General features: G+C 67.5%; 20 protein-coding genes and 1 pseudogene. 15 read left to right on the forward strand and 6 right to left on the reverse strand.

All coding sequences use genetic code 11. From position 1 onward, the window contains the following. Positions 1-45: 45 nt before the first annotated feature. The gene (locus QFZ60_RS17415; RefSeq protein ID WP_307092108.1) at positions 46-1,326 is read left to right on the forward strand and encodes a glycoside hydrolase family 76 protein; all 1,281 of its coding nucleotides are present in this window, start codon (positions 46-48) and stop codon (positions 1,324-1,326) included. On the opposite strand, the gene QFZ60_RS17420 is transcribed toward QFZ60_RS17415, so the two are convergent. Both QFZ60_RS17420 and QFZ60_RS17425 read right to left on the reverse strand, forming a co-directional pair. Further along, the gene (locus QFZ60_RS17420; protein ID WP_307092110.1) at positions 1,323-2,963 is read right to left on the reverse strand and encodes a glycoside hydrolase family 32 protein; all 1,641 of its coding nucleotides are present in this window, start codon (positions 2,961-2,963) and stop codon (positions 1,323-1,325) included. The genes QFZ60_RS17415 and QFZ60_RS17420 overlap by 4 nt on opposite strands. A 133-nt stretch (positions 2,964-3,096) precedes the next feature. Further along, on the reverse strand, positions 3,097-3,699 hold the full coding sequence (locus QFZ60_RS17425) for a YdeI family protein (protein ID WP_307092112.1): 603 nt from the start codon (positions 3,697-3,699) through the stop codon (positions 3,097-3,099). A 111-nt stretch (positions 3,700-3,810) separates the two neighbouring features. On the opposite strand from QFZ60_RS17425, the gene QFZ60_RS17430 reads away from it, so the two are divergent. The 8 genes and pseudogenes from QFZ60_RS17430 to QFZ60_RS17465 form a co-directional block, all read left to right on the forward strand. Further along, entirely contained in the window at positions 3,811-4,563 is a 753-nt protein-coding gene (locus tag QFZ60_RS17430) for a VOC family protein (RefSeq protein ID WP_307092113.1), read from the forward strand. A 9-nt stretch (positions 4,564-4,572) separates the two neighbouring features. Then, positions 4,573-5,112, forward strand: a complete 540-nt coding sequence (locus QFZ60_RS17435; protein WP_056337381.1) for an NUDIX hydrolase family protein — start codon at positions 4,573-4,575, stop codon at positions 5,110-5,112. 88 nt (positions 5,113-5,200) lie between these two features. Next, entirely contained in the window at positions 5,201-6,229 is a 1,029-nt protein-coding gene (locus tag QFZ60_RS17440; protein ID WP_307092115.1) for a DUF6707 family protein, read from the forward strand. Positions 6,230-6,301: 72 nt separating this feature from the next. Then, complete coding sequence (locus tag QFZ60_RS17445) at positions 6,302-7,030, forward strand: SRPBCC domain-containing protein (RefSeq protein ID WP_307092117.1); 729 nt, start codon at positions 6,302-6,304, stop codon at positions 7,028-7,030. 81 nt (positions 7,031-7,111) lie between these two features. After that, a complete protein-coding gene (gene tgt, locus QFZ60_RS17450) occupies positions 7,112-8,407 on the forward strand; it encodes a tRNA guanosine(34) transglycosylase Tgt (protein WP_307092119.1) in 1,296 nt (431 codons plus the stop codon). A 34-nt stretch (positions 8,408-8,441) separates the two neighbouring features. Continuing rightward, positions 8,442-9,191 (forward strand): dienelactone hydrolase family protein, encoded by a 750-nt coding sequence (locus tag QFZ60_RS17455; protein WP_307092121.1) that lies wholly within the window; start codon positions 8,442-8,444, stop codon positions 9,189-9,191. 167 nt (positions 9,192-9,358) lie between these two features. Continuing rightward, positions 9,359-10,297 carry a type IV toxin-antitoxin system AbiEi family antitoxin domain-containing protein gene (locus QFZ60_RS17460; RefSeq protein ID WP_307092123.1) on the forward strand — a complete coding sequence of 313 codons (939 nt, stop codon included), beginning with the start codon at positions 9,359-9,361 and terminating at the stop codon, positions 10,295-10,297. A 254-nt stretch (positions 10,298-10,551) separates the two neighbouring features. Continuing rightward, a pseudogene (locus tag QFZ60_RS17465) lies at positions 10,552-11,403 on the forward strand (hydroxymethylpyrimidine/phosphomethylpyrimidine kinase); the annotation flags it as partial. Positions 11,404-11,435: 32 nt separating this feature from the next. Here the strand turns inward: QFZ60_RS17465 and QFZ60_RS17470 are convergent. Further along, the gene (locus tag QFZ60_RS17470; RefSeq protein WP_307092124.1) at positions 11,436-13,184 is read right to left on the reverse strand and encodes a pyruvate dehydrogenase; all 1,749 of its coding nucleotides are present in this window, start codon (positions 13,182-13,184) and stop codon (positions 11,436-11,438) included. 165 nt (positions 13,185-13,349) lie between these two features. Beyond that, a complete protein-coding gene (locus QFZ60_RS17475) occupies positions 13,350-14,744 on the reverse strand; it encodes an MFS transporter (protein ID WP_307092125.1) in 1,395 nt (464 codons plus the stop codon). Between the two features lie 232 nt (positions 14,745-14,976). Here QFZ60_RS17475 and QFZ60_RS17480 point away from each other — a divergent pair, with 232 nt between their 5' ends. The 4 genes from QFZ60_RS17480 to QFZ60_RS17495 all read left to right on the forward strand — a co-directional run bounded on the left by QFZ60_RS17480 (position 14,977) and on the right by QFZ60_RS17495 (position 18,815). Next, a complete protein-coding gene (locus QFZ60_RS17480; RefSeq protein ID WP_307092126.1) occupies positions 14,977-15,648 on the forward strand; it encodes a response regulator transcription factor in 672 nt (223 codons plus the stop codon). After that, positions 15,645-17,096, forward strand: coding sequence for a HAMP domain-containing sensor histidine kinase (locus QFZ60_RS17485; protein ID WP_307092128.1), 1,452 nt, complete (start codon positions 15,645-15,647; stop codon positions 17,094-17,096). Before QFZ60_RS17480 ends, QFZ60_RS17485 begins: the two co-directional genes overlap by 4 nt. Beyond that, positions 17,080-18,120, forward strand: a complete 1,041-nt coding sequence (locus QFZ60_RS17490) for a TAXI family TRAP transporter solute-binding subunit (RefSeq protein ID WP_307092129.1) — start codon at positions 17,080-17,082, stop codon at positions 18,118-18,120. Before QFZ60_RS17485 ends, QFZ60_RS17490 begins: the two co-directional genes overlap by 17 nt. A gap of 338 nt (positions 18,121-18,458) precedes the next feature. Beyond that, the gene (locus QFZ60_RS17495; protein ID WP_307092131.1) at positions 18,459-18,815 is read left to right on the forward strand and encodes a hypothetical protein; all 357 of its coding nucleotides are present in this window, start codon (positions 18,459-18,461) and stop codon (positions 18,813-18,815) included. A 23-nt stretch (positions 18,816-18,838) separates the two neighbouring features. Here QFZ60_RS17495 and QFZ60_RS17500 read toward each other — a convergent pair whose 3' ends face one another. Then, positions 18,839-20,350 (reverse strand): helix-turn-helix transcriptional regulator, encoded by a 1,512-nt coding sequence (locus QFZ60_RS17500; protein ID WP_307092133.1) that lies wholly within the window; start codon positions 20,348-20,350, stop codon positions 18,839-18,841. Between the two features lie 149 nt (positions 20,351-20,499). Here QFZ60_RS17500 and aceA point away from each other — a divergent pair, with 149 nt between their 5' ends. Beyond that, positions 20,500-21,816 carry an isocitrate lyase gene (aceA, locus tag QFZ60_RS17505; protein WP_307092135.1) on the forward strand — a complete coding sequence of 439 codons (1,317 nt, stop codon included), beginning with the start codon at positions 20,500-20,502 and terminating at the stop codon, positions 21,814-21,816. A gap of 221 nt (positions 21,817-22,037) precedes the next feature. Then, on the forward strand, positions 22,038-23,690 hold the full coding sequence (gene aceB / locus QFZ60_RS17510; protein WP_307092136.1) for a malate synthase A: 1,653 nt from the start codon (positions 22,038-22,040) through the stop codon (positions 23,688-23,690). 199 nt (positions 23,691-23,889) lie between these two features. Here aceB and QFZ60_RS17515 read toward each other — a convergent pair whose 3' ends face one another. Then, entirely contained in the window at positions 23,890-25,086 is a 1,197-nt protein-coding gene (locus QFZ60_RS17515) for a CynX/NimT family MFS transporter (protein ID WP_307092139.1), read from the reverse strand. Between the last annotated feature and the right edge of the window lie 141 nt (positions 25,087-25,227).

Below are 25,227 nucleotides of genomic sequence, written 5' to 3' on the forward strand. Positions count from 1 at the left end.
TTCAGGCTGCACCCGGGCCGCGGTGTCACGGTTAGGGTGGACGGCATGACTTCCAGCAACTCCTTGACTGCCTGGCAGGACAGGGCGGACCACGCGGCCCAGTCGGTCACCGCACTGTTCGGCCGGAAACTGCTGTTCCTGCCCGGAACCCACCTGGGCGCCGTGCTGTGGCAGGGCAGGCACCCGGCGGGGCAGGATCAGCCCGGCGCGGGGCTGAGCCAGGAACCAGGCGGACGGCGGGGATGGTTGTTCGCGGCGCTCCGGCGGGTCCGGCCTGCCGCAGCGCTGGTCCTCCCCTGGCACTACTGGTGGCAGGCCCATTATGTGGACTGCCTGGTGGACACCGGCCGGCGGGAGCTGGGCGGCGGAGCCACCCCCGCAACCCGGTTCAACGGCCCGGACCGGCCCAGCGCCGGGCGCCTGGCCTCACGGCTGGTCACCGGAATCCGGCTCCGCAACGCCCTGACCTTCGTCAACAATTACTACGACGACATGGCATGGCTGGCGCTGGCAACGCTGCGGCTGGACAGGCTGGCTGAGGAGACGCGGCGCCCCGGCCGCCGCCGCAACGCCACCGTCCGCGCGTCGCTGGCGCTGCAGTTCGATGCCGCATGCACCGATGACCTGGGCGGAGGTGCGTTCTGGAGCAAGAAGCGGGACTTCAAGAACACCCCGGCCACGGCCCCCGTGGCGCTGTTCTATGCCCGTACCGGCCAGCACGGCAAGGCACAGGCGCTGCTGGACTGGCTGGACGCCACCCTCTTCGACCAGGACCAGGGCCTGTACCTGGACGGCGCCCGCCTGAACCCCGCCGGCGAGGTGGTGCTGGAACGGTCGGTGTACACCTACAACCAGGGCCCGGTGCTGGGCGCCCTCCTGGAACTGGGCGGGGACGCAAACCTCGCCCGGGCTGCGGTGCTGGTGGACGCGGTGGGCCTGAAGCTCACGGCTCCAGGCAGTACCGTTCTTCGCTGCGAAGGAACGGGCGACGGCGGCCTCTTCACCGGGATCCTCTGCCGCTACCTGGCACTCGCGGCAGCCGACACCCGGCTGCCGGAGGCAACCCGGGCCACGGCTGCCCGGCTGGTGACGGACACCGCGGAGGCGTTCTGGTCCGGCCGGCGCCCCGTGGCACCGAAAGAAGGCCGGTCAAGGCTGGAGAGCAGGAGCGTCTTCTCGCTGCACGCCGCCCAACCTGCCGCTGCCACGTACCCGCCGGGAGCCGTCGTCGAACTTTCCACGCAGCTGCAGGCGTGGATGACGCTGGAGGCTGCCGCGGCCGTCACCGCGTCACTTTCCGCCCGCAGCGCCCCGGCCGGAACCTAGCGGATGCCGGCCAGCGGGGTGACGGTGCCGGTCCTGAGCGAGACCGGGCCGTCGGCCGCCAGCCGGACCTCCCGCTGGCCCGCCGGCGGGAACACCAGGGCCGTCAGGGTCTGCCCGTCCACGAAGACCTCGACGGAGGAGCGGTCCACGTAGGCCGTGAGGCGCACGGTGTCTCCGGCGGCCCGGGCCTCGACGGAACGCGCCTTGCGGTACTCGCCGGCCCCTTCCGGACCTCCAGCCTTGCGCTGGCCGCCTGCCACCGCGTCGCCGTCGCGGGCCACAAACGCCCGGCCGTCCCGGAAGTCGTAACCGATGGTGGCGTAGGTGGTCCCGCCGCTTTGCAGCAGCAGCCGGGCTTCGCCGGTGCCGTTCCCGGGTTTTTCCAGCTCGACGTCCACCTTGAACGCGCCGCTGTCCGGCACCTGCAGCGGTTGCCCATCCCTGAGGCTGCCGGCCGGCACCCGCGTCGGTTCCCCCTCCAGCGACTGGAGCCCGGTGGTGGGCGATGATGCCAAAGCCGGGCGGCCGCCGTCGGATACCAGCCGGATGTCGCGCACCAGCGAGGCGGCACCGAACCAGCCCTCTGTGGGAAGCTGCCGCGCGTAGGCCCAGTTGTTCATCCAGCCGATGGCGTGCCGGGAGGCCTTCCGCTGGCCGTCGCCAAGCCGTGGATCATCCCAGGTGACGGCCGCGTAGAAGTCCGGGCCGCCGTCGAGCCACTGATGGCCCCCATCCGCCGTGAAGGCCTTGCCGTCAAACCTGCCGGTCCAGTAGACCAGCCCGGTGGTGCGGCCCTCCGCCGAGCCGTTGGCACTGGCCGCCAGCACCCAGGTGCGCTTGGCCGGATCGCCGTCGACGTCCATCTGAAAGAAGTCCGGGCACTCCAGGATGCCCAGCCCGTCCTGCTGGAAACCCGACACGTACGTCCACTGCTTAAGGTCCTTTGACGTGTAGAAGCCAATCTTGGACCCCTCGGCAAGCAGCATCAGCCACTGGTTGGTGGCGTCGTCCAGGATGATGCGCGGATCCCGCCAATGTTCGGCGCCGGGATTCTCCATCACCGGGTTCTGCCCATAGGCCTGGAAGCTGTAGCCCTTGTCGGTGGAGTAGAACAGGGACTGGCGCTGGACGCCGTCACGCTGCTGGGTGAGGACCGCGACCACCGCCCCCTTGCCAAAGCCGGCCGTTCCCTCCGTGTCCACCACCGCGGAGCCGGTCTCGATGTCACCCAGGCCGTTGCGGAACTTCTGGATGGCCACGCCCTCGTTCTTCCAGTGCACCAGGTCCGTGCTGGTGGCGTGGAACCATTCGGTCCCATTCCCCTCCGGGTAGTCGGCGTTGTAGAGGTAGTAGTAATGCCAGACGCCGTCCAGCAGGAAGGGCCGCTGGGGGTCGTTCATCCAGCGCCGGTCCGGGGTGAGGTGGTAGGCAGGGCGGTAGCCGGGGCCGTCAGCCGGGGCAGCCTCCGTGGGCGCGGCCGTTGATTCTCCGGCTCCCGGCCGGCCGTCGCCACGCCGGTCATTTCCTGCCAGCACCAGCGCACCGGCCACCACCAGCACGGCCACGGCTGCCGCGACCCAGAGGAGGCCCCGGCGCCGAAGGGCGGCTGGAACGGTTCGGAAAAAAGTGGGAGGCATGGTTGTGTCGATCCGTCGCTGAACGCACAAGTGCCGTCCCCCGGATTCGTGGAACGGCACCAACGCAAGTAAGCCGTCAATCCTACCGGCCCGGCCGCCGGGAACCGAATCCCGCGGCGTCATGCAGCCGCTGTTAGTCCTGGCCGGCGGGACGCTTCTTCTGCCGAAACGGGGTTTCGCCCCGGGCCAGCATGTCTACGAACCCGGCGATCCGGCGCTCCCGGGTGGCTGCCTGCTTGGCGGAGTTGGTCCGGTAGACCAGGGCGAACAGGTTGGTTTTGGTCAGGACGTCGAACATCGCCTGGGCCGCGGGGTTCGCGGCGATGGCGGCGGCAAGGTCCGCCGGCACTTCCAGGTCTGCCTGCCCGCCGTAGGCCGCATCCCAGCGGCCGTCAGCCTTGGCCGCCTCGACGGCCGCCCTGCCGGCGTCGGTCATCTTTCCCGCCTCTTCCAGGCGGGCGATGTGCCCCACGTTCCGGGCGGACCAGACGCTGCGTGGACGCCGCGGCGTCATCCGCTGGAAGGAGCTTTCCGCGTCCCGGCGCCGCAGCTGCCCGTCAATCCAGCCAAAGCAGAGGGCCTCGTCCAGCGCGGCCGGGTAGTCGAGGGCGGTGACGGTGCCGCCCTTCTTGTGCAGGACCAGCCACACGCCCGGGCTGGTTTTGTGGTTTTCCTCCAGCCAGGCGCGCCAGGCAGCAGCGTCAGGTACCAGCAGTTCCTCAAGGTCATCGGCCATGGCCCAATTCTGCCCGTGCAATCCCCTGCCACAAGCCCCGTGTGCGCCGGCGCGTCCGGTGGCATCATGGCCATACAGCAGCACACACCATTTCTGACCAAGGACAATGCCATGCTCCGAGTCCGTCCCGTCCACTTCACCTCCCGCACAGAGTCCTGGAAGCAGTTCCTCACCGCATTGGGAATGGTCCAAACAGAGGACGACGGCGGGTGGCAGGTCTTCGACTCCGCGTCCGGCCGCCTGGCTTTGCACGGCGCTGACGCCGGGTCCGGCCAGGACGGCCGCACCGTGTTTGCCGTGGAAGTGGGGGACGTGGCGGAGTTCGCCCGCCGCACCAACCTGTCGGCGGAGGAGGACAGCGCGCAGGAAGACGGGACGCGGGCAACCGCGCTGGCGGAACTTGTCACGGCGGACCACGGCCAGGCCTGCCGGATCAGCGCGCCGGACGGGTTCAGCTTCCTGGCGGACAAAGCCCTCCACGGCGCCCAGTGCGCCGATGCCGATCCCGCGCTGGCGGTCGCCGCCGTCTGGTACACCGCCGAACCCGAGGCTGCCATCCGCACCCTGCTGCACGTCGGCGCGCGCCCGCGCCCGGTGCCGGACAACGACGAAACCGCCGACTTCACGGCCAAGAACGGCGGCGTCCTCCTGGTGCGGCCGGCGTCGGGGGCCCCGCGCGCAGGCCTGGGCTTCGAGTACGACGGCGGCCTGGAACCGCTGCAGGAGCGGCTCACCGGCGCCGGTTTCGCCGCCAGCCTGACCGACGAGGCCTTTGGCAGCACCCTCCACGTGGCCAATCCGGACGCGGGCAGCCCCAACGCGCCCGCCACGCTTTGGATCTCCCAGCGGCGCCCCATGGGGTAGAACTTAAGCATGAACGTGCGCACACCTGACCCGAATCCCGGCTGGCTCTCCGAAGAAGACCTCTTTGAGGCGCGGGGGCGGCTGCCCATGGTGTACGTGGAGGCAGTGCCGGTGCGGCTGGATCCGCTGGGGTACGTCAACGAGGTGGGCACACTGCTGCAGGCCGACGCCGACGGGACCATGGTGCGCTCGCTGGTCTCCGGCCGGGTCATCTACCGCGAAACCATCCGGGCCGCGCTGCTGCGTCACATGGAGAAGGACCTGGGCCCCCTGGCTTTTCCGCAGCTGCCGCTCAGTCCTGTGCCGTTCACGGTGGCCGAATACTTCCCCGCGCCGTCCCAGACCGGATTCACCGACGAGCGGCAACACGCCGTGTCCCTGGCCTACGTCATCCCGGTTACGGGCGAATGCGAGCCCCGCCAGGACGCCCTGGAACTGACGTGGATGACCCCGGAGGAAGTCCTCAGCCCGGGCGTCCAGATGGAGTTCGTGGGCGGCCGCGGCGGCCTGATCCGCCAGGCCCTGGCGTTCGCAGGTGTGGGCTTCTGACAACCCCGCCGGGACGTGGGGGTCCCCGGTTTTAGGCGCCCGCCTTTGTAGACTGTAGGGCGGACCGCAAGAGAACTTAAGGACTCCCATGACCGAATCACCAGCCGCCAGGCACCACCGTGAACAGCAGGCTGGATCTCTGACCACCGGCACCCACATCCTCCTTCCGGACGGGCACCGCACCGCCGAAATCGATCAGGTGGAGCTTGAGCGGGACGATTTCGGCTCCCCGGCGCTGGTGCTGGCGAGCCTCTCCGGCGGCGGGACGCTGCGGGTGGCCATCGGCACCACGGTCACCGTGGTGGACGGAACGCCCGACGACGTCACCCAGCTTCCGCTGCCGGCCAACCTTCCGGAGGCCACGCCGCTGGAGGCTGCCGCACCCAACGATGGCCGGCAGGAGCAGCCCGGCGCCGGGACCGGACCCATTAATGTGGCGCCCGCCGTCGTCGTGCCTCCCTTGCCGCCTGTACCGCCTGCGGTGACCGGGCCCGGCGAGGAGGAACTGGCACTCATCCCGGCGCCGGCCGGCACGCCCGAATCCGTGGTGGAAGCCGCTGCCGAGGCGCATCCGGATGCGGAGGGCGTCCTGCTCCTGGCGGACCGGCTGTCCAAGGGCGTCAATTTCAAGTCCGGAAGCTGCCTGAAGGACCTCAGCGACCTGGCCCACGAACTGTTCATCACGCTCAAGGACGCCGACGGGGCACTGTCCGTGGCCGACCTGCTCACCGTGCTGCCGTACGACGGGAACCCCGGCCGGTGGACCTCGGTGGAGGCCTCCCTTGCCCTGGCCAGCTACATCTGCCGGCAGGATGGCCAGAACGCCCGCGCCGAGGTCTACGAAAAGCTGATCCGCACCCCTGAGAACCAGGAAACGGACCCGTTCAAGGCGCGCATGGCGGCCAAGGTGCGCCAGCGCTCACTTAACGAGCCCAACCTGTACGACAAGGAAATCTTCCGCTCCATCGACAACTCCAACCACGACGCCGAGCGCGAATGGCGGCTGCTGCGGCTCGAATCCCTGTTGTTCCTGCGGGCGCACGGCGGTTCGGAAACCATCGGAATGTCCGAGCTGGAACGACGGATCAGCAACGAGCTGGAGGCCGTGCGCTCCTAGTCGCTGGAGCGGCGTCCGGGCGGGGGAAATTGCCCCTACCCGGGGCGTAGCCGGAGTTGTACATTCGGGGCTATGACCAACAATCTCAGCGTAGTAATCAACGCCGACGCGCCGCAGGTCTGGACCATGCTGCGTGAACCCTCCAAGGTGGCCCAGTGGCACGGCTGGCAGGCCGAGGACCTGGAGTCCGAGATCAAGGAGATCTACTTCTCCGGCGACGTGGAGGAATCCGCGGACCATGCCCGCCTCACCGTCCACGGCGGGGACACCTTTGAGCTTCACCCGGAGGCCGGCGGAACCCGGGTCAGCGTGACGCGCGGGGCCATGGACCACGACTCCGAGTGGGCTGCCTGGGACGAGGACATCACACAGGGCTGGCTGACTTTCCTGCAGCAGCTCCGCTTTGCCCTGGAACGCCACCCGCACGGCAAGCGGCACACCCTGTTCCTGCACCTGACGGAGGGAGAGGGCTCCGCGATCGAAAAGCTCGGGCTGGCCGATCTCCCTGCCCCGGGCGAACCGTACCAGGTGACACTGGACACCGGCGAGGAGATCAGCGGCAAGGTCTGGTACCGGACCAGCCACCAGGTGGGCCTCACCGTGCACAGCTATGCAGAGCACGGCGAGGGACTGCTGGTGGTGGCCGACCACCCCGCCATCAAGGACATCCGGGCGGAGGGTGAAGGCTCGCTGGTCATTGCCTCCACCTACGACCTGGGCGCCGGCAAGCTCGAGGCCATCCGGTCCGCTTGGGACTCCTGGCGTTCCCGGAACTACCGGGACTCGGATCCGGTCAGCTGAGGGCGTCTGCTGATTTTTGCGGCAGGTGCATTGCCGGCGCTGGTTTATTGAGGCGGCGCCAATTGCTGGCACACTGGTACGGTGCCAGCCAACCCCGCCTTCGCCCTGCCTGATACCCGGTCACAGTTTTCCTACACGGTAGGCACGCGGCTGGCGGAAACCTGCCCGCCCACCGGGGCGCAGGTGGCCGAAAACGGCGGGGAATTCCTGGGGCGTACAGGCACCATCTCCACGCCGCATGGTGAGATCCAGACCCCGGCGTTCATCGCCGTCGGAACCAAGGCCACGGTGAAGGCGGTCCTGCCGGAATCCATGGCGGACCTGGGCGCCCAGGCGCTGCTGGCCAACGCCTACCACCTGTACCTCCAGCCCGGCGCGGACATCCTGGATGAAGCCGGCGGCCTGGGGGCCTTCATGAACTGGTCCGGGCCCACCTTCACGGACTCCGGCGGTTTCCAGGTGATGAGCCTGGGCTCGGGGTTCAAGAAGGTCATCGACATGAAGACTGTTGCCGCCGCCGGCGCGCCCGGGCCCGACGACGCCGTGGCGCCGGGCAAGGAACGCCTGGCGCACATCGACGACGACGGCGTGTGGTTCAAGAGCCACCTCAACGGGGACCGCCACCGGTTCTCCCCCGAGATCTCCATGCAGGTCCAGCACCGGATCGGCGCCGACATCATGTTCGCGTTCGACGAGCTCACCACGCTGCAGAACTCCCGGGGGTACCAGGAGGAATCGCTGGAGCGCACGCGGCTGTGGGCGGAGCGGTGCATCGCTGAGCACTTCCGCCTCACGGAGGAACGGGCGGGGAAGCCGTACCAGGCATTGTTCGGCGTGATCCAGGGCGCCCAGTACGAGGACCTGCGCCGGAAGGCCTGCCGGGACCTGGGCGCCATGCCGTTCGACGGGTTCGGCATCGGCGGGGCACTGGAGAAGGAGAACCTGGGCACCATCGTCAGGTGGTGCAACGAGGAGCTGCCGGAGGACAAGCCGCGCCACCTGCTGGGCATTTCGGAGCCGGACGATATCTTCACGGCCATCGAAAACGGCGCCGACACCTTTGACTGCGTCTCCCCCACCCGGGTGGCCCGGAACTCCGCGTTCTACACCCCCTACGGCCGGTTCAACCTCTCCGGTGCCAAGTACAAACGCGACTTCGGGCCGCTGCAGGACGGCTGCGACTGCTACGCCTGCGCCAACTACTCGCGTGCCTACATCCACCACCTGTTCAAGGCCAAGGAGATGCTGTCCGCCACCCTGATCTCCATCCACAATGAGCGGTTCGTAGTGAAGATGGTGGACGACGCCCGGCTGGCCATCGAGTCCGGCACCTTCTTCGATTTCAAGGCAGAAACCCTGGGCCGGTACTACTCCTAGGCTCTGCACCTGGAAGCTCCGGTAGGGTGGGCGGATGCCCATCGAAATCCCTGCCGCAGAAGGCACCGCAGAGGCCCTGGTGGCCCGCCCCTCCACCGGAACCGGCCCGTTTCCCGGCGTCATCCTCTACATGGATGCCTTCGGCCTGCGCCCCCGCATCCAGGAGATGGCCCAGCGCATCGCCGACTGGGGCTACGTGGTGCTGGCACCCAACGTCTTCTACCGTGAAGGAACGGCCGCGGAACTCGCTCCCACCGGGGACATGTCCAGCCAGGAGGGCCGCGAAGCCGCGGGTAAGGCCGCCTTCCCGCGTGTTGGCCGCCTGACCTCAGACAAGGCGCTGCCGGACATCGATGCCTGGGTTTCGGCGCTGGCGGGCCTCGACGGCGTGGCCCCCGGCCCTATCGGCACCGTGGGCTACTGCATGGGTGCCCGGCTCGCCGTCCGCACCGCCACGTCCCACCCCGGCGTGGTGGCAGCCTGCGGCGGCTTCCACGGTGGGGGCCTGGCCACTGACGAGCCGGACAGCCCGCACCTGGGACTCGCGAATGCGCGGGCCCGGTTCGTCTTTGGCCACGCGGACCATGACCGGAGCATGGCCCCCGACGCCGTCGCCCGGCTGGGTGAAGCCCTCCAGGCTGCCGGGCTTGAAGCCTCCAACGTCATCTACGAAGGCGCGCCGCATGGATACACCATGGCGGACACCTCAGCCTTCCACCCCGATGCCACAGAGCGGCACTTCAAGGAACTGCGGGCCTTGCTGGACGGGGCCCTGAAGGCCTGAGCCGGCGGCCCGCCGTCGAACCCGCCGGAAAGCGCCCGGCTCGCCGGAACGTTCCGGCGATCCGGACGGTTTCCGGCGATCCCGGGAGGCAGGCCGGCCTCGGTGTGTTTTCCACATGACGACGGCGGCGCCTTTCGCAGCTGCCGCAGCGGCAGGATCCTGTCGGGATGACACCACAGCAGCCAGTCCGTCTCCCCTCCCTTCCGAGCACCGGCAACCTGTGGCGGACGGGGCAACTGCACGAGAGGGGACTCAATTCCCGGGCCATCAAGGCCTTGGTCCTCCACGGGAGGCTGGTCCGCCTTCGCCACGGCTGCTACATCCGCGCTGAGCTGTGGGGGAAGCAGTCGGGTACCGTCCGCAGCAGGCAGCTGATTCGTGCCCATGCCCACGGGACGCTGACCACTTCAACGGGCGGCTATGTGTACAGCCACACCTCGGCGGCCCGGCTGCACGGTCTGTATCTGTGGGATGTTGATGACCTGGTCCACCTTCTGCTGCCGGGGAGCCCTTCCACCGAGCGGCTCGGCAAGGATGTCCGCGGCCATACCCGGCCCTGGACGGAGGCTGAGGTGGTGACCCTTGGCGGCCTCCGGGTGACCTCGCTGGAGCGGACGGTAGTGGATTGCGCCATGATGCTCGGTTACCGGCAGGCACTGGTCCTGACGGACCACGCCCTCCGGCTCGGTGCTGACAAAGCCCTCTTGGAACACTTGACTGAGGGCCTGCCGGGGCGCCGCGGCGTCCGGACGCTCCGGCTGGCGCTCGCCCACGCAGATCCACGGTCGGAGTCACCCGGTGAGACGCTCACCCGCGAACTCCTGACGCGGCTGAAGCTTCCCCTGCCGGAGCCCCAGGTTGAGGTGGCTACACGTGCCGGCCGGTACCGGCTGGATTTCGCCTGGAAGGAGGACAAGGTGGCGCTGGAATTCGACGGGAAAGCGAAGTACTTCGACTACAAGCCAACGGCCGAGGTGCTGTTTCAGGAGCGGCAGCGCGAGAAGGCCCTCACCGAATTTGGCTGGACCTTCGTGCGTGTGTCATGGGCCGACCTGTTCCGCGAACATGAGTTCAAAGCCCGTATCCTTGCCGCGCTCCGGCAGTAGCCATGCTGTCGGACCGCGAAACCGCCGGAACGCGGCCAGGCCGCCGGTTCTTTCCGGCGATCCGGCACCATTTCGGCGTGCGGAAGCAAGGCAGCCAAGCGATCAGCAGCCAGAACGTGCGACGCCGGGTGGCAGCTACGCGGCGTTTGTCACCGCAGGCACGGCCCGGCCTTGTGGCGGTGAACACTTCCCCGCGCCTGCCGCTGTACTTCACCACATGGAAACCGTTCGACGCCGGATGGCAGGATGGGTGCATGACTTCCGTTTCTCCTGACGCAACGCTGTCCGCCACCGGTCCCGCCGTCGTCCTCACCATCGCAGGCTCCGAAGCCACCGGTGGGGCCGGCGCCCAGGCGGACCTGAAGACCTTCCAGGAACTGGGTGTCTTCGGCATCGCCAACCTCACCTGCATCGTCTCCTTCGACCCGAAGGACAGCTGGAACCACCGCTTCGTGCCGGTGGACCAGCAGGTGATCGCGGACCAGCTGGAGGCCACGACGGCGGCGTACGGTCCGGGATCGGGCGCGCCGTCCGCTTTGGACACGGTGAAGATCGGCATGCTGGGCAGCCCGGCGACGATCAGCACAGTGGCCGGGGCGCTGCAGGAGAACAGTTTCGCCAACGTGGTCCTGGATCCGGTGCTGATCTGCAAGGGCCAGGAGCCGGGCCACGCGCTGGACACCGACCAGGCGCTGAAGGCGCAGATCCTGCCGCTGGCCACGTTCGTTACGCCCAACCACTTCGAGGCGGAATCCCTGTCCGGCCTGGAGATCACCGACGTTGAGTCCCTCAAAGCCGCTGCCGTCCGCATCCATGAGCTCAGCGGTGCTGCGGTGCTGGCCAAGGGCGGAGTGCGGCTGGAAGGCCCGGACGCCGTCGACGTCTTCTACGACGGTGAGACCCTGGAAGTCCTGAGCGCCCCGAAGGTGGGCGAGGTGGCCGTCTCCGGCGCCGGCTGCTCCCTCGCCGCCGCCGTCACCGCCGAACTGGCCAAGGGCGCCAGCCCGTTGGAGGCGGCACGGACCGCCAAGGAATTCGTCACCGCCGGCATCCGCAACCGCGTTGCCTCCGGCGCCCCCTTCGACGCCCTCTGGCAGGGCGCGGCGCCCGCTAAGCAGGAACCGCCCGGCGGAGGCGCCTACCGCCGGGGGATGTTGCGCAGGTTGCTGCGGGCCATGCTCACGGCCTCGCCCGCTCCACGGTTGAGCACCACCTTGGACATGGCGGTGGCGAACCCGATCACCTGGGAGCCGGAGATCTTTGGCGGGATGGACAGCGCCTTGGGATCGGTGATGAGTTCCACCAGCGACGGACCCGGGTGCGCGAAGGCTTCCCGGTAGGCGGCCTCGATCTGTGTGGGATCGGTGACCCGGACCGCGTGGAAGCCCAGGGCCTGCGCCACGGCAGCGTAATTGGCGTCCGGCACGTCCACGCCGAAGTCGGGCAGCCCGTCCACCAGCATCTCGAGTTTGACCATGCCCAGGGTGGAGTTGTTGAAGACCACCACGTTGACCGGCAGCTTGTAGGCTGCCGCTGTGATGAGCTCGCCCAGCAGCATGGACAGCCCGCCGTCCCCGGACACCGAGATGACCTGGCGCCCCGGGAACGCCAGTTGCGCGCCGATGGCGTGCGGCAGGGCATTCGCCATGGAGCCGTGCAGGAAGGACCCGATCAGCCGCCGGGTGCCCAGCGGGTTGATGTAGCGCGCCGTCCAGACATTGCACATGCCGGTGTCCGCTGTGAAGATGGCATCTTCAGCGGCCACCTGGTCCAGCAGCGAGGCCGCATACTCCGGGTGGATGGGTTGCTTCTTCTCCACTTTGCGGGTGTAGGCGCCCACGGCCTTGTTCATCAGCCGGTCGTGCTTCTTCAGCATCTGGTCCAGGAAGCGGCGGCTCTTCTTGGCCTTCACCAGCGGCAGCAGCGCGCGCAGGGTGGGGAGCACGTCGCCGTGGACAGCGACGTCGACATCGGTCCGGCGGCCCAGCCGCTGCGCCGCCCGGTCCACCTGGGCGGTCCTGGTGTCCGGCAGGAACTGGTCGTACGGGAAGTCCGTGCCCAGCAGGATCAGCAGGTCCGCGTCCTCGATCCCCTCCGCCGCGGCCCCGTAGCCCAGCAGGCCGGTCATGCCGATATCGAACGGGTTGTTGTACTGGACAAAGTCTTTGCCCCGCAGCGAGTGCCCCACGGGTGCCTTGGCCAGCTCGGCGAGCGCCATCAGTTCCGCATGCGCGCCTTCGACGCCGGCGCCGGCAAAGATGGCCACCTTCCCTGCGTCGTTGATGGCGTCCGCGAGGGCCTGCACGCTGGCCGGGTCCGGGACCAGGGCGGCCGTGCGGAACGTGGCCGGAAGCGGCGTGGGTGCCGTCGCCTCCAGCCCGGCGATGTCACCGGGAAGGGTCACGACGGCGACTCCCCCGAGTCCCAGCGCGTGCTGGATGGCGCTGTGCATCACGCGCGGCGCCTGCTCGGCCGTGCTGACCAGCTCCGAATAGACCGAGCACTCATTAAACAGCCGGTCCGGGTGGGTCTCCTGGAAGAAAGTGCTGCCGATCTGCTTGCTGGGGATGTGCGAGGCGATGGCCAGCACCGGAGCGCCGCTGCGGTTGGCGTCGTACAGGCCGTTGATCAGGTGCAGGTTGCCGGGGCCGCAGGATCCGGCACAGACCGCGAGCTTGCCGGTGAGCTGGGCTTCGGCGGCCGCGGCAAAGGCGGCGGCTTCCTCATGGCGGACGTGGATCCAGTCAATGCCGCCCTTCGCGGAGCCTCCCGTCTGGCGGACCGCGTCCACGATCGGGTTGAGGCTGTCACCGACAATCCCGTAGATCCGCTGCACCCCGGCAGCCTGGAGTTGTTCGATGAGCTGGGTGGCAAGTTCCTTGGCCATAGGTGCAGACTCCCGCGATTGTTGTGGTGTTCTGACAGGGCCAATATAGTCCGCCCGGCAGAGGCGGCCATGTGGACCGGGCACAAAAGGAGGCGTACGACGGCGGCCGGGCAGCCGCCGTCGTACGCCTCCTTTGGTAACAAGCGCCTTGGTTCCTGCCGGGCGCTACACGCCGAGGGCATCCTTGTCTTTGCCGCCTGCAGCAGGTGCCTGGTCCCAGGCGTGGCCCTGTTCACTGTCCAGGTGCGTGGCCTTCTTGTTCTTCAGGGCAAAGATGTAGACCAGCAGCGAGATGGCGATGGCCACGGTGACATAGGTGAAGAACAGGTCCTCGCGTTCCGCCTTCTGGAAAGCGGCGCCGATCAGCGGCACGGTGCCGCCGAAGAGCGAGTTGGCGATCGCGTAGCCCAGGCCCACGCCCAGTGCACGGATGGAGGCCGGGAAGAGCTCGGCCTTCACCAGGGCGTTGATGGAGGTGTAGCCGCCCACGATCAGCAGGCCGCCCATCATGAGGAGGAACGCGGTGAACGGATCCTTGGTGCCGGCCAGCGTGGACAGCAGCGGCCAGGTGAACAGCACGCCGGTGATCCCGAACCAGAGCAGCAGGGGCTTGCGGCCCACCTTGTCCGAGATGATGCCGTACACGGGCTGCAGCAGCATGAAGATGAACAGGGCCCAGAAGTTGATCACGGAGGTGTCGGTCTTGGCGATGCCGGAGGTATCGTTCATGAACTTCAGGATGAAGTTGGTGTAGGTGTAGAAGGCCACGGTGCCGCCCAGCGTAATGCCGATGCAGACCAGCAGCGGCTTCCAGTAGCTGGTGAACAGCAGCTTCATGGTGCCGGGCTGGGCCTGGCCGGCCACTGCGGGGGTCTTGGCCGCCTCGATCTGTTCGGCCGAGACAGTCTCCTCCATGGAGCGGCGCAGCCACAGCACCACCAGGGCAGCCACGCCGCCGATGGCGAACGGGATCCGCCAGCCCCACTCGCCCAGGTCAGCCTTTGGCATGGCGTTCTGCAGGATCACCAGGACCAGCAGGGCCATCATCTGGCCGCCGATCAGGGTGACGTACTGGAAGCTCGAGAAGAAACCGCGGCGCCTGGAGGTGGCGGCCTCGGACATGTACGTGGCGCTGGTGCCGTACTCGCCGCCAACCGAGAAGCCCTGGATCACGCGGACCAGCACCAGCAGGATCATGGCCCACAGCCCGATCACATCCTGCGTGGGCAGCACCGCGATGGCGAAAGACCCGGCAGACATCAGGGTGACGCTGAGCGTCAACGCGGCCTTGCGGCCCTTGCGGTCGGCGTACCGGCCGAAGAACCAGGCTCCGATGGGGCGCATCAGGAACGACGTCGAGAAGACAGCCATCGCTTCCAGGCCGGCCTGCAGCTCGTCCTTGGAGTTGAAGAAGTGGGCCTGGAAGTAGGCGGCGAAAACGGTGTAGACGTAGAGGTCGTACCATTCCACAAGGTTGCCGGCGGAGCCCTTCAGGATATTGCCCACGGCCCGTCGGGTCTGGGCTGCCTCCGATGGGGGCGCGGCTTGTTGGGTGCTCATCGGTGAGTTCCTCCTTGTAGTGACGGCGGCCTCCGGCAGCGGAGGGCCTTATCCAAGGTATGGGTGATCCACCGCACAACCAACGCGGCGGGGCATTTCCTAACACTTCCTTAGGATTCAGCGCCGCGCCCCGCTGGTTCTGCCGGCTGCGGCCGGGCAAATTGGGCCGCCACGGGGTAATCTCACCAAGCGGGGGTGAACCGGACACCGCACAACAGCAAGGAAGATGGCCATGGACGTGCTGATCGTCGAAGACGACGACGCCATGGCCGGCGCCCTGGCCGCCGCCGTCGAAAGCGCCGGGCACCACCCGCAACGGCTGTCCCGGGGCGCGGACGCCCTGCTCTCGCACCGGAACTTCCAGGTGATCCTCCTGGACCTTGGGCTGCCGGACATGGATGGGCTGGAGGTGCTGCGCAAGCTGCGGCAGGTCACCGATGTCCCCATCCTGATCCTGACCGCCCGCGACGACGAACGCAGCGTGGTGCTCGGGCTCCGCTCCGGCGCCGACGACTACCTGGTCAAACCCGTAAAGCTGGTGGAACTGCTGGCCCGGATTGAAGCGGTGACGCGGAGGGCGGGACGGGGCCGCGGGGCGCCGCAGGATGACGTTATTGTCCTGGATGACCTGGCGATCGACCTCAACCGGCGCAGCGCTTCCAGGGCAGGCACTCCCCTCCCCCTGACCGCCACGGAGTTTGAACTCCTGGCCCTGCTGGCACGGCATGCGGGCTCCGTGGTGACGCGCGAGCAGATCCTGGACGCCCTGTGGGGTGACGCGTTCCTGGCCTCCTCCCGGTCCCTGGACGTGCACCTCACCGGGTTGCGGGCAAAACTGCAGAAGCCCGGTTTCATCATCAATGTGCGCGGCGTGGGTTACCGGGTGGAGGCGGCTTCCCCATGAGGCTGAGGGTCCTGGGCATCCTCAGCGTGCTCTGCCTGGCGGTGGTCTTCCTCATTTCGGGCACCATCCTGGGTTCGGCCTCCCGCGAGCTGACCCAGGAACTGCAGATCAACCGGGCAGCGTCCCTCAACCGGCTGGCACAGGTGGCCTTCGACGCCGCGGGCGACGGCGACACGGTGCGGCTGCAACGGGAGATGGACACCTACTCGGGGCTCTACGGCGAGGGAATCGTGGTGCGGGTGCAGCAGCAGATCCTCGCGTCCGGCGGCCTTGATGCAGGGCAGCCAGGGGTGCAGGATGCCCTGTCCCTTGCCCGGCTGAACGTAAGCAACACAGCCTTGGAACCATTGGAGCCTTTTGGCTCCAGTTCCCGGGTCATCTTCCGGCCCTTTGGCAGCGCCAGCCAGGTCCTGGGCGCCGTGGTCCTTGACGTCGACGCCGCAACGGCGCAGCAGAAACTCCGGGAGCGGTGGCTTGCAGTGGCTATCGCTGCCCTTGCACTGGCCGCCGTCCTTTTGGTGGGGGCCGCCCGGGTCACCGGATGGGTTCTGCGCCCGGTCCTGCGGCTTGATTCGGCCGTGCACCAGCTGGAGCGGACCGGGCAGGCGGGACGCCTCCCGGAGGATGGCCCGCCGGAGCTGCGGGAACTGAGCCGGTCCTTCACGGCCATGGCACGGACCGTCAGCGCCAGCATGGCGGCGCAGCGGCAGCTGATCGCTGATGCGTCCCACCAGCTGCGGAACCCGGTGGCCGCGCTCCGGCTGCGGCTGGACCTGCTCCAGCTTGAGCTGAAGACCGCCCGTGAACACGACGCCGCCGAGAAGGCCCTGGCAGAGCTCGAGCGGGTGGAGGAGATCCTGGATGGGGTACTGAAGCTCGCGGCCGCGGAACACCGGGCGTCCGAAGGTTACCTGCGGGCGTCCGGCAGTCCCGCAGGCCGTGCGCCTGCCCCACCGGTGGACCCGTTCCCCATCCTCCAGGGTGAGCTGGAGCGGGCAGCGCCGCTGGCGGAACAGTCCGGATGCCGGCTGGTCCTTGCTCCGCCGCCTCAGCCGCCGGCGCTGGTTGCCTGCCACCCTGCAGAGCTGGCCCAGATGGCAGGTGAACTCCTCAACAACGCCATCAAATACGCCCAGGGTGCCACCGTTGCCGCTGCGGTGCGGACGGAACGGGACAAGGTGGTGGTGGAAATTTCCGACGACGGTCCGGGGCTTTCCGATTCCGAGCGCGCCTTGGCTGCCACCCGGTTTTGGCGGTCCCCTCAGCATTCCACTGTTCCGGGGACAGGACTGGGCATGACCATCGTGGGTGAGCTTGCCGCCGCGAACGGGGGCCACCTGGTGCTGGCCGAAGCGGCCCCGCACGGACTGGCGGCCCGGATCGAGTTTCCGGTGCCCCCGGCCGCCGAACTGGCAGCCGAGTCCGGCAGGGATGGTGCCCGTGCGTGAACCCGGCGCCCCAACGGGTTCAGGTGCCCCGGGCGGTCCAGCCGCCCTCCCGCCGCGACGGTCCGTGCTCAAGTCAGCCCTCGCCGTCGGGCTCTCCGCATGCCTGCCGTCTGCCCTCGCTGCCTGTACCGGCGGAGCCCGGCCGGAGACCCTGATCGTTGCCGGCGGCGAACCGGGCGGCTTCTACCTCGAGTTCTCAACTCTCCTGGCCGCAGCGCTGGAACGCCACGGACTGGCGAACCATGCCAGGGCCGTGGCCACGGGAGGAAGCCTGGACAACATCGCGGAACTGCGGGCCGGGCGGGCTGCCTTTGCCGTGGCACTGGCGGATGCCGCCACCGACCAGCCGGGCGGGGACGCAGCGGAGATCGCCGCGGTCGGCAAGGTCTACGAAAACTACGTCCACTGCGTGGTCCGGAAGGACAGTGGCATCCGGGACATCTCCGGGCTGGCCGGACGCCGGGTCGCCGTGGGCCAGCCCGGATCCGGCACGTCGCTGACCACGCCACGGCTGTTCGAGGCGGCGGGACTGGCCACCTCCGAAGGTGCCGCTGCGCCTCCGGCCGGAACCGCCGCCGTCGAAAACCTTGGCCTGAATGATGGCATCGCCGCGCTCAAAGCGGAGACGGTGGACGCCCTGTTCTGGTCAGGCGGAGTTCCCACCGCGGCCATCGCCGCTGCCCAACAGGACGTGGCACTGGCCCTCCTGGACCTGTCTGGCCTGCTGCCGGAACTGCGCCGGCGGTACGGCGGCATCTACGACCGCGTGCTCATTCCGGAGGGAAGCTACCCCGGCGTGCCGGCGGTGTGGACGGTGGGTGCTCCCAACCTGCTCCTGTGCCGCAGGGACCTGGACAACGCCACGGTGGAGCGGACGGTGCAGCTGCTGGTGCACTCCGCCGCCGAGCTGATCCCGCAGTCCAGTCTGGGTGTGCAGTTCCTCAGCGCGGAAAGCCTCATCAATACCGCCGGCGTCCCCCTGCACCCCGCCGCTGCGGACGCGTACCGGGCGCTGCACGGCTGACCCCACGCCCGCTCACCTTTGGCATCAAATTCCCAAACGCCCGCTCACCTCTGGCGGCTCCAACCCAAGCGCCCGCTCACTTTCTTCAGGAAAGTGAGCGGGCGTTTGGTCAGGTTTCGGTTTCTTATCCACATACGCTCTTCCGGCTGTCGCAAGGCTGAGAGTTTCCTCCCTACTGTTTGGACGACCAGGAGAGCAGGAAGGAAGCGAGGAGCACTGTGGGCAGGAATCAGCGCCGACGGGCGGCAAGAACGAATCATGTGCGGAACCAACCAGGAGACCCGTTCAAAGCCGCCGCCCCTAGAGTGGCAGTCCCTCCATCGGGCAACGTCCGCGAGTTGGAGGCCCTGGCCCCAGCATTTATTGGCTGGTATGCCGAACACCCCTTCATCGCCGACGTGGGAGTCGTGTTGGAGAACCTGAGGAGCTTCTTTCGCTACTATCCGGAGTTTGACGAGGAGCGTGCTATCACCGCTCTCGATCCGTATGAGTTTGCGGCAAAGCTCGCGTCACTCATAATCAATGCCGTGTACGAAGGCCTCGCGGCCGCCTATTCCCTGATGCAATTCCTAAACTTCCTGCATGATTCCGGCCGGTGGTCCGGCAGCCCGGAATCGTACCGGGCAGTGAACGGCATCCTGACGGACATCATCTGCCTGGACATGAGCGCCAGACTGCGCACCCCGCAGGTGTAGACGACGCTGCTTCCGCTGACAGCTCAGTTCCCCGAGTGGGCCTGCAGGAAGCTGTACACCTCGGTTTCGTCCACGCCGGGGAAGGCTCCCGGAGGCATGGCGGCCAGCAGATGCGAATGCGCCCGGGCGGAGGGCCAGGCGTTGCCGGCCCACTCGCTGGCGAGGGTGGCAGGCGGCCGCTTGCAGCAGGTGGGATCCGGGCAGTTGGACGTGGCCCGGGCGGTGGTCTCCCGCCCGCGGAACCACTTCACATGCTGGTACGGCACCCCGATACTCAGGGAGAACTCGCCGCTGGCAGACCGTTCGGTGCGGGCGGTGCACCAGTAGGTGCCCGACGGCGTATCCGTGTACTGGCTGTAGGCGCTGAACTTGTCCGGAACATCGAACACGGCCCGCGAAGTCCATGCCTTGCAGGACGGCTGCCCTTCAATGGCACCGGTGTGATCCTGCGGAAAGTTCACGCCGTCGTTCTCATAGGCCTTGTAGATGATGCCGCTCTGGTGTGTCTTCTGGAAATGCGTGGTGATCCCCAGGTGTTTGGTGGCCAGATTCGTGAAGCGGTGCGCGGCGGTCTCGTAGGAAACGGCGAAGGCGTCCCGGATGTCCTCCACCGCGATTTCCTTGGCAGCTTTGGCTTTTTGCAGAAATTCCACGGTGGCCTGCTCCGGAAGAAGCAGTGCGGCGGCGAAATAGTTGGTGGCCACCCGCTGGGCCAGGAAGTCGCCGTAGTTCTTGGGCGTCTCGTGGCCCAGGACGTAGTGGCCCAGGGCCTGCAGCAGCACCGAGCGGGGGTCGTGGTCCTGCCGCTGGCTCTGGGTGAGGTAAATTTTGCGGTTCTTCAAATCCGTCACGGAACGGGTGGAATGCGGCAAATCACCCACGTGGTGGAGGGTGAACCCAAGGTGCGCAGCGATGTCCGCGATGACATGCTGACTGAGTGGACCCGTGGTGTATCCCACCTCCTTGAGGACCTTCTGGGCCTCGGCCTCGTACTCCGGAAAGTAGTTCCCCCGTTCCCGCATCATGGCCCGCAGTTCACCATTGGCGCGGCGGGCTTCCTCGGGGGTTGCCACCTGCTCGTTCATCTTCCGTTCGAGCTCATGCAGCAGCCCCACCTGGGCCTCCAGCACATCCAGCGGAAGCCGTGAACTGATGCGGATTTTGGGCAGGTCCAGGGATTCGTAGAGCGGGCCGCGCTGGTAACGCTCCAGCTCGATTTCCAGGGCCGCGCGCCGGCTCGGCGGCTCGGCCCCCAGCAACTGGTCAATGCTGACGTTGAGCGCCCCCGCGAGGTGCTGGAGCAGGGTCAGCTTGGGCTCACGTTTGCCGTTTTCGATCAGGCTGAGCTGGCTTGGAGCGGTCCCGACGGCGGCGCTAAGGTCATCGAGCGTCAGCCCGGCTTGTTTGCGCAGATGGCGGACGCGGCGGCCCAGGGCGATGACGTCCAGTTCAGCCGGGGCGGTGGACGGCGGCTGGGAAACGTCCCTGTTCCAGCTTGAAGGTGACATTTCTGAAGAATACGTGAAGAAGTGCATTTCTTTCCAGTGTTTTTATCTAGAAAGGGGGTTGAAAGTGCTGAAAAGTAGTGGCTACGGAAAGAAACACCGCACCGGAAAAGCCGGTGGGAACCTCAACGATGCGGTTCCCACCTACTCCCTCCGGAGCTCAATCAAGGAGATCAACGATGACTGCAGCATTTGAGCCCACCCAGCAGACGCCCGAACAGCAGGCCGCCGCCCTGGAGCTCGAGTGGGCCGCCAACCCCCGCTGGGAAGGTGTGACCCGGGACTACTCAGCTTCCGACGTCGTCCGCCTCCGCGGCCGCGTCTCCGAAGAACACACGCTGGCCCGCCGCGGCTCGGAGAAGCTGTGGAAGCAGCTCACCGAAGAGCACAAGGAAGGCAAGTACACCAACGCCCTCGGCGCCCTGACCGGCAACCAGGCCGTGCAGCAGGTCAAAGCCGGGCTGCGCGCCATCTACCTCTCCGGCTGGCAGGTAGCCGCGGACGCCAACAACTCCGGCCACACCTACCCGGACCAGTCGCTCTACCCGGCCAACTCGGTTCCCACCGTTGTCCGCCGCATCAACAACGCGCTGCTGCGTGCAGACCAGATTGAATTCTCCGAGGGCATCCAGACGGTCGAAGACTGGCTGGTCCCGATCGTTGCCGACGCAGAGGCCGGCTTCGGCGGCCCGCTGAACGCCTACGAACTCATGAAATCCATGATCCAGGCGGGCGCCTCCGGCGTTCACTGGGAAGACCAGCTCGCCTCGGAAAAGAAGTGCGGCCACCTCGGCGGCAAGGTCCTCATCCCCACCCAGCAGCACGTCCGCACCCTGAACGCCGCCCGCCTGGCAGCCGACGTCGCCGGTACCCCCACCGTCGTCATTGCCCGCACCGACGCCGAGGCGGCCACCCTGATCACCTCTGACGTCGACGAACGCGACCAGGAATTCATCACCGGCGAGCGCACCGCCGAAGGCTTCTACAAGGTCCGCAACGGCATCGAACCCTGCATCGCCCGCGCCAAGGCCTACGCCCCGTACTCGGACCTCATCTGGATGGAGACCGGCACCCCGGACCTGGAACTGGCCCGCAAGTTCGCCGAATCAGTCAAGGCCGAGTTCCCGGACCAGATGCTCTCCTACAACTGCTCGCCGTCGTTCAACTGGCGCAAGCACCTGGACGACGCCACCATCGCCAAGTTCCAGCGCGAACTCGGCGCCATGGGCTTCACCTTCCAGTTCATCACCCTGGCCGGCTTCCACGCTCTGAACTACTCGATGTTCGACCTCGCCCACGGCTACGCCCGTGAAGGCATGAGCGCCTACGTCGAGCTTCAGGAAAAGGAATTCGCCTCCGAATCCCGCGGCTACACCGCCACCAAGCACCAGCGCGAAGTCGGCACCGGCTACTTCGACACCATCTCCACGGCGCTCAACCCCAACGCCTCCACCCTCGCACTGGTCGGATCGACCGAAGAGGGCCAGTTCCACTAGCAACTTACGACGGCGGGTGTCGCCTCCGGCCTTCGGACCGGCGTCGCTCTGCCTGCTATTCCCCATGCCCGCCCCATGACCTCGTAGAACTCGGTCGGGGGCGGGCACAGGGCCCCTTTTACGCAGGCTGCCGCGACACCGGCTCCTCGGCCTCGTGCCTCAGTCGCCACTCTGCCGCTACCCGCCGTCGAACTTCCCTTTTGTCTTTAAGGAGACTTCAGATGAACAGCTTTACTGACAGCTTCACGATCAATGGCATAACCCTGACCGCACAGCCGATTTGCCGGCAGGACGAGGTGCTGACGCCGGATGCGCTGGCCTTCATTGCAAAGCTGCACCGGGCTACCGCTGAGCGTCGGCAGGAACTGCTGCAGGCACGGCGGACCAGGCGGGCTGACATTGCCGCCGGTGCGGACCCCCGTTTCCTGCGGGAAACCGAGGAGATCCGGAAGGACCCGTCCTGGCGGGTGGCTCCCCCGGCCCCCGGCCTGGAGGACCGCCGCGTTGAGATCACCGGTCCGGTGGATAAGAAGATGACCATCAACGCGCTGAACTCGGGCGCCAAGGTGTGGCTGGCGGACATGGAGGATTCCTCCACCCCCACGTGGCGAAACGTCATCAAGGGCCAGCTGAACCTCACCGACGCCCTGGAGCGCCGGATCGACTTCACCAGCGAAGAGGGCAAGGAATACAAGCTCCGCCCCGCCGGGGAACTGCCCACCATCGTGGTGCGCTCCCGCGGCTGGCACCTGCCGGAGAAGCACATGCTCATCGACGGCACCCCCATCGCCGGCGGGATTGTGGACTTCGGCCTGTTCTTCTTCCACAACGCCCGCCGCCTTCTGGCACAGGGCAAGGGCCCGTACTTCTACCTGCCCAAGATCGAGAACCACCTCGAAGCCCGGCTTTGGAACGACATCTTCATCCTCGCCCAGGACCTGCTCGGCATCCCCCAGGGCACCATCCGCGCCACGGTGCTCATCGAAACCATCACCGCAGCCTTCGAAATGGAGGAGATCCTCTACGAACTGCGCGACCACGCCTCAGGCCTGAACGCCGGTCGCTGGGACTACATCTTCTCCCTGATCAAGAACTTCCGCACCCGCGGGCCCCGCTTCGTCCTGCCGGACCGCGGCCAGGTGACCATGACCCAGCCCTTCATGCGCGCCTACACCGAACAGCTGGTCAGGGCCTGCCACAAGCGCGGTGCCATGGCCATCGGCGGCATGGCCGCAGCAGTTCCCAACCGCAAGGACCCCGAGGCCAACGCCAACGCCCTCGAGAAGGTCCGCGCGGACAAGACCCGCGAGGCCAACGACGGCTTCGACGGCTCCTGGGTTGCCCACCCCGACCTGGTGCCCGTCTGCCGCGAAGTGTTCGACGGCGCCCTGGGCAGCAAGCCCAACCAGCTGGACCGGCTCCGCGAGGACGTCACTCCCGATGACCGCGCCCTGATCGACGTTGCCGCCACCACCGGCACCATCACCGAACAAGGCATCCGGAACAACATCGAAGTGGGCATCCGCTACATCGAGTCCTGGCTGCGCGGCAACGGCGCGGTGGCCATCCACAACCTGATGGAGGACGCCGCCACCGCCGAGATCTCCCGGTCGCAGCTGTGGCAGTGGATCTACGCCCGGGCCATCACGGACCACGGTGAAATCATCAGCCACGAGTGGGTCGAGGAACTCCTGGACGAGGAATTCGCCCGGCTGGAGCGCTTCGACGGAGACCGGTTCGAGGACGCCCGGGACATCTTCGAGGAGGTCACGCTCAGCCGCGAGTTCCCGTCCTTCCTCACCCTCCCCGCCTACGCCCGCTACCTCACCGAGGCCCGCGAGAAGGCCACCGTGGAGGAACTGGCTGCAGCCTGACCCGCAACAACTTCCGTCCGCCGGGCCGGCACGCCCTCCGCAACAGGCCCCCCGAAATCCGGGGCGCCGGCCCGGCGACGGAGCACCTGGATATCCACGCGAGATGGCATTTGAGGGCAATGTTCCACAGGACAATTGCCCTCAAATGCCATCTCGCGCTGGGGTTTAAGGGGTTAAAGCTCGACGGCGGGAGGCCGCCTCAGCGACCTTTGGGCACCTTCCGCACGGACAGGGTGGTGGCGGCGAAGAAGGTGAGCACCGACACCAGGACCACCAGCAGGGGCGCGGTCCAGGACCCCGAAGCGTCATGGACGAAGCCCACCAGCGGAGGGGCCACGGCGGCGAAGCAGTATCCCACTCCTTGGACCGTGGCGGACATGCGCCCTGCCGACGCCTGGTCGCGGGCAAGCTTGATGATGGCGATGAAGATCAGGGTGATCCCGCCACCTTGGGCAACGCCACCAAAGCCTGACCACAGCCACCAAAGTTCGGGTGCCAGGAGAAGGCCTGCCGGAACAGTTGTCCACAGTACGCCCAAGGTGACCGCCACCGCCGTCGTACTCATGGAGCGGGCAACCAGCGGCACGCCCAGTCCGCCCACGATGGCGAGGATCTGGAAGAGCGAGGAACCGGCGCCGGCCGCGGAGGCTGACATGCCCAGCTCGTCGTTGAGGTAGCTCGGCAGCCAGGCCGTCACCGCGTAGTAGGAAAATGCCTGTCCGGCGAATCCGGCGGTAAGCCCGGCAGTGATCCCCGCCGAACCGTTGACCGGGGCCTGCCGGATTTCATCTCCGTCTCCGTCGGGTTCCGGCAGGAAGGCGGTCCGTGGCCCCACCGCCAGGATCCAGAACACGATCGCAGCCCCCGCGAGCACTCCCACCGACGCCAGGGCGGTCCGCCAGCCAACGGCTTCGGCCAGCGGTGCGGTGACCACGGAGGTCACGAACGAGCCGATGTTCAGGGCGGCCGTGTAGATCCCCATGGCCGCCCCCTGCCGCCGGGGTGAGAAGTCGCGCCGGATGATGAGGGGAACGGCGATGTTGCCCACGGTGATGGCCAGCCCGATCACCACCGTGCCAATCACCACCAGCCCGGGACCGCCCGCGGACCGGACCAGCACCCCGGCCAGCACGCCCAGGATGGTCAGGGTCACCGCGAACTCTGCCCCGAACTTCCTGGCTGCCAGGGACGCCAGCGGAGCCGCGAGCGAGAAGCAGAGCACGGGAATACTGGTAAGCAGCCCCAGGACCACGGGCGAAAACCCCAGGTCCGCCTGCATCGGGCCAACCACGGGGGCCACGGCCACGAACGGCCCCCGCAAGTTCAGTGCCAACAGTCCTATGCAGGCGAGCAGGATCCAACTGCTGGGAAGGCGGGCCAGTTGACGGCCGCTCACGAAGACCGGCCGGGAAAGAGAGGTGAGTTCATCACTCCCATTGCTATCATGCCCGGCGTCACAGGAGTTTCACGCGCCCTGCCCGCCGCCCCTGCCATACGATGAACGTGACCAAGGACTCAGGACACCGCGAAGGACAGC

The sequence above is a fragment of the Arthrobacter sp. B2I5 genome (genome assembly GCF_030816735.1).
Taxonomy (GTDB): Bacteria; Actinomycetota; Actinomycetes; order Actinomycetales; family Micrococcaceae; genus Arthrobacter.